At 41.0% G+C, this 4843-nt stretch carries 5 protein-coding genes and 1 pseudogene; 1 reads left to right on the top strand and 5 read right to left on the bottom strand.

Annotated elements, in window-relative coordinates; all coding sequences use genetic code 11:
* Nucleotides 1-25: 25 nt before the first annotated feature.
* From Q4A91_RS09190 to pbp2a, 5 genes and pseudogenes are all read right to left on the bottom strand, one after another.
* A pseudogene (locus tag Q4A91_RS09190) lies at nucleotides 26-499 on the bottom strand (sigma-70 family RNA polymerase sigma factor).
* A gap of 120 nt (nucleotides 500-619) precedes the next feature.
* The gene (gene nusG, locus Q4A91_RS09185; RefSeq protein WP_000376728.1) at nucleotides 620-1156 is read right to left on the bottom strand and encodes a transcription termination/antitermination protein NusG; all 537 of its coding nucleotides are present in this window, start codon (nucleotides 1154-1156) and stop codon (nucleotides 620-622) included.
* A 57-nt stretch (nucleotides 1157-1213) separates the two neighbouring features.
* Nucleotides 1214-1390 (bottom strand): preprotein translocase subunit SecE, encoded by a 177-nt coding sequence (gene secE / locus Q4A91_RS09180; RefSeq protein ID WP_000505776.1) that lies wholly within the window; start codon nucleotides 1388-1390, stop codon nucleotides 1214-1216.
* Between the two features lie 9 nt (nucleotides 1391-1399).
* Complete coding sequence (rpmG, locus tag Q4A91_RS09175; protein WP_001809375.1) at nucleotides 1400-1552, bottom strand: 50S ribosomal protein L33; 153 nt, start codon at nucleotides 1550-1552, stop codon at nucleotides 1400-1402.
* Nucleotides 1553-1604: 52 nt separating this feature from the next.
* Entirely contained in the window at nucleotides 1605-3800 is a 2196-nt protein-coding gene (gene pbp2a / locus Q4A91_RS09170) for a penicillin-binding protein PBP2A (protein ID WP_303214197.1), read from the bottom strand.
* 86 nt (nucleotides 3801-3886) lie between these two features.
* On the opposite strand from pbp2a, the gene Q4A91_RS09165 reads away from it, so the two are divergent.
* On the top strand, nucleotides 3887-4762 hold the full coding sequence (locus Q4A91_RS09165) for an RluA family pseudouridine synthase (protein WP_303214194.1): 876 nt from the start codon (nucleotides 3887-3889) through the stop codon (nucleotides 4760-4762).
* The last annotated feature ends 81 nt before the right edge of the window (nucleotides 4763-4843 follow it).

Here is a 4843-nt window from a genome sequence, read left to right as displayed (position 1 = left end):
CCTTTGTCAAGGACTTTTTTCCTCTTTACCAAAATTCTGAAAAGATTAGGGAAAGTTCTCTCAGGAGAGCTTTACGTCCTCTAAAGACTTCTCCTCCCATTAGACGATCTATTAATTCTTGTTTTTCCATACTCTGTTTTGATTTGTAATTCTTTAGAAGTTCGTGAAAGAGATAATAATCGTCCAGCCTGAGTCCTTTTTCTCCTAGACGATGGCTAATCTCACTCACCTCTTCATAGGGTTCTTTGTCAAAACGGCGCTTGTGACTTTCCTGTTTACGGATGTAATCTAGAATACGATTTCTAAATTTTGTTTTAAATCAAACATATAGTTGATGGCGCTCCCCCTCTAGTAACCCTGGGTTGCGACTCACCAGCTCATACAGACATAACATGCCTTCCTGATCCCAGTCCTCTTTCTCCCACAGATGCAAATGATAATCTTTGCGACACTTATGGACGATTCCCTTACTTTCTTCATATAAATCTTTTAGATTCATAGACCTCTCCTTTCTGCATTTAGTTTAGCAAAATGCGCGAGCCACTGGGTCTACTTCCTCTATTCTATACTTCTTCCTCCCCCAACGGCACATAAAAAGAGAGGCAAAGCCTCTCTGAGGTTATAATTCTGCAATTTGGTTGAGATTCACTTCTGCAATCGTATCATTACCAAACATAGAGATAATCATCTTCACTTTGTTGTTATCAATTTCAGTAATTTTCCCTGTGTAGTCTGCAAAAGCGCCATCAATGATGCGGACTGTCTGGCCAACTTCAACATCAATATCGAACTCTTGAACAGTTTGTCCCATTGAAACCAGAATATCACGGATTTCTTGTTCCAAAAGTGGAGTTGGTTTTGATCTGTTACCGTGTGAGCCGACGAATCCTGTTACGTTAGGTGTGTTTCGAACGACGAACCATGCTTCATCGGTCATGACCATTTCTACAAGGACATAACCTGGAAAGCGATTCTCTTCAATTTCCTTTTTCTTTCCATTTTTCTCAACTTGCACGGTTTGTGTTGGAATCTCAACGCGAAGAATATTATCCAACATGTTATATGTTTGCGCACGTTGCAATAGATTTTCTTTTACCTTATTTTCATAGCCAGAATAAGTTTGTAGAACAAACCATCCCTTGTCAAAACTATCCATGATATTTCCTTTCATACATATATAGAAGAAAGCTAGTAGAAGTTTTCCACTTTTCTTCTAAAAAATGTTAATAAATCGAATCAAACCTGAAACAATCAACTGGTCAAAAATGTAAATGATGACCACAAAGAAGGCTGTATATTCCATAATAGAGCGAAAATCTCTCCAGCTTTCTTTGCGAGTTGGCCAAGTTGTTTCTTTAAGAAGTTTAAAAATATCCTTAATAAAACCCATCGTTCTCTCCTATCTCGTTTCTCTATGTGTCGTATATTTTCCACAATGTTTACAAAATTTATTTACTTCTAGTCGTGTTGGCTTGGGGTTCCCACTAATTTTGATTGAGTAATTCCTTGAACCACAAACTGCACAAGCTAGGCTTGCTTTTTTTAGTGCCATAACGCCTCCATCTTATCTATTATAACAAGAAACCTAGGCTTTGACAAGCCTCTTAACGAAATAGATTAAGGATTGAGTCCCATATTGTCTGAGCTTTTTCTTTTATTTTAGCTTCTGAAATCGCACGTCCTGCTTCATCTACAAGATTTTGTGCGCGACTACGAATATCTCCTATCGGGTCCTCAGACTGGTTTGTCTCATTTTCAACAACTTGCTTTTTCGTATTTTCTGGTTCAATCCCATTTTGTTTATAAGCATTCTCAACTGTAAAAGTACTACCTGAAGTGTATGGCAAAATGGTATTAGCCATACTTCTAAAGACATGGGCTGCTCCATTTGAGGTCGAACCTGCTAGATAATGATTCTCATCTGTTGTTGGGAAGCCGAGCCAGTGGCTGATTACCACATCTGGAGTATAGCCGATCACCCACTGGTCACTGGTATATTCTGGGTTGAAAACAGCTTCAGTCGTACCTGTTTTACCAGCCATAACGTAATCCGCTGGTGACGAACTAATTCCCGTACCATTGGTAAATGTTCCTAGCATCATGCTGGTCATTTTATCAGCTACAGACTTATCAATCACTCGTTTTTGGGAGTTTTTATGACTCTTGATGACCTGGCCGCTGGCATTTTCAATACGAGTGATGAAATGTGCTTCAGGCATTAGACCTCCATTGGCAAAGGCCGCATAGGCTTGCGCCATCTGGAGAGGATTCGTTTCCACACCTCCACCAAGAGCAACTCCAAGAACTCGGTCAACTTTTTCCATATTCAGGCCAAATTTCTCCCCAGCGTCAAAAGCTTTGTCAATACCTAATTCATTTACAGTCGCAACTGCTGGTAGGTTAAGTGATTCCGCCAAGGCCTGATACATAGGTACTTCTGGAGATGTCTTTATACCCGCATAGTTGTCTACTTGATAACTGTTGTACTGCATCGTATGATTATCCAGTTGCTTGTTCAAGGCCCACCCTGCCTCTACTGCGGGTGTATAAACGACTAAAGGTTTAATGGTTGAGCCTGGGCTACGCTTAGACTGAGTGGCATAGTTAAAATTGCGGAAGCCTGGTTTGTCATCACCAGCTACACGACCAACAACTCCACGCACTCCACCGGTCTTGGGTTCTAGAGCGACACTACCTGATTCGGCATGCGTTCCGTCTTCTGCTGTTGGAAATAGCGAAGTGTTTTCGTAAATAACCTGCATGTTTGCTTGGTAGTTTTGGTCAAGCTCTGTGTAGATTCGATAGCCATTGTTGACAATCTCTTCTTCTGTGAGATTGTACTTGGAAACCGCTTCGTTGACAACTGCATCAAAATAGGACGGGTAACGATAATCCGAAACTTTGCCTTCATACTTATCTTGCAGTTGAGAAGCCATATCTACTCCAGCAGCTTCGGTCTCTTGATTTTTATCAATATAGCCCGCTGCAACCATATTTTGCAAAACAGTGTCCCTACGGTTGGTCGAAGTTTCAACAGAATTTAATGGATTATACAATTCTGGTCCCTTGAGCATCCCTGCTAGAGTCGCCGCCTGATCAAGCGTTAGTTGCGAAGCCGATACACCGAAATATTTCTTACTTGCATCTTCAACGCCCCATACCCCATTTCCAAAGTAGGCGTTATTGAGGTACATAGCAAGGATTTGCTCCTTACTGTATTTCTTGGTCAACTCTAAGGCAAGGAAAAACTCCTTGGCCTTCCGTTCAACGGTCTGGTCCTGAGAAAGGTAGGCATTTTTTGCCAACTGTTGAGTGATGGTGGACCCCCCTCCAGAACGGCCTGCTGTAAGGATGGCTAGAAAGAAACGACCGTAGTTAATCCCATCATTTTTATAAAAGGAACGGTCCTCTGTCGCGACGACGGCATTCTGCAAGTCTTTGCTGATATCTGTCAGCTCAACATAAGTCCCCTTTTGGCCAGACAGGGCTCCTGCCTCTTTTTCTTCGCGGTCAAAAATCAGAGTTCGCGTTTTCAAGGCATTTTGCAAGTCATTGACATTGGTCGACTTGGCTATCGCAAATAGGTAGGTTCCTACTAGCAAACCTGCACTTAACCCTAAAATGATGACGATCTTTGTCAGATGATAACGACGCCAAAATTTCCGAATCGGGCCTACTTGGGACAATTTTTTTCTGTCGCTCCGTGAACGACGCATGCTAGTCGAATCAGACTCCGCTGATTCATTTGTTTCTTTTTTAAAGAGAGAAAGAAACTTCTCAAATAATTTATCTAATTTCATGCGTTTATTTTATCATCTTCACCATAGGAACTCAAGAATTTAGCTACTCCCTATCCAAATAGGGCTTTTTTTGTTACAATATCTGTATGCAATTCACATTTACATTACCCGAATCCTTGCCTCAAATGACAGTCAAACAATTTCTAGAGGAACAACTCCTCATCCCTAGAAAAATCCGCCATTTTCTAAGAACCAAGAAGAATATCTTAATCAATCAAAAACAAGTTCACTGGAACGAGATGGTCAAGCCAGGTGACATTTGCCAGTTGACTTTTGACGAGGAAGATTATCCGCCAAAAGAAATCCTTTGGGGCAATCCAGACCTCGTTCAAGAGGTTTATCAAGACCAACATCTCATTATCGTCAACAAGCCAGAGGGAATGAAAACTCACGGAAATCAACCTGGTGAAATCGCCCTTCTCAATCATGTCTCTGCCTACGTTGACCAAACCTGTTATGTCGTTCATCGTCTGGATATGGAAACAAGCGGTTTAGTGCTTTTTGCTAAAAATCCTTTTATCCTACCTATCCTCAATCGTTTGTTGGAGAAAAAGGAAATCGCTCGTGAGTACTGGGCACTTATAGAAGGGCGAGTAGAAAGTAAAGAACTTATCTTCCGAGATAAAATTGGTCGTAATCGACACGATCGTAGAAAAAGAATAGTTGATGAAAAAAATGGACAATATGCTGAAACACATGTAAGCAGATTAAAGCAATTCCCAAATCAGACTACCCTTGTCCGTTGCAAACTAAAGACCGGTCGAACGCATCAAATCCGTGTTCACCTCTCTCACCATAAACACCCTATTCTGGGCGATCCTCTCTATAACTCTAGTTCAAAAGTAAGCAGGCTCATGCTCCATGCCTTCCGACTTTCCTTTACTCATCCACTCACCTTAGAACAATTGAGTTTTACTGCCCTCTCAGATACTTTCGAAACAGAATTAAAACAAAATGGATGATAGCATCATCCATTTTTCTATATAATAAAAGCGGCTCTATAATATCTGTAGTGGGTAAAAACCACTATGGAAATTATGGAG

This window comes from Streptococcus sp. (assembly GCF_030528045.1).
Taxonomy (GTDB): Bacteria; Bacillota; Bacilli; order Lactobacillales; family Streptococcaceae; genus Streptococcus.
The sequence above is the reverse complement of the archived record's forward strand: the minus strand, read 5'-3'. Positions and strand labels throughout refer to the sequence as shown.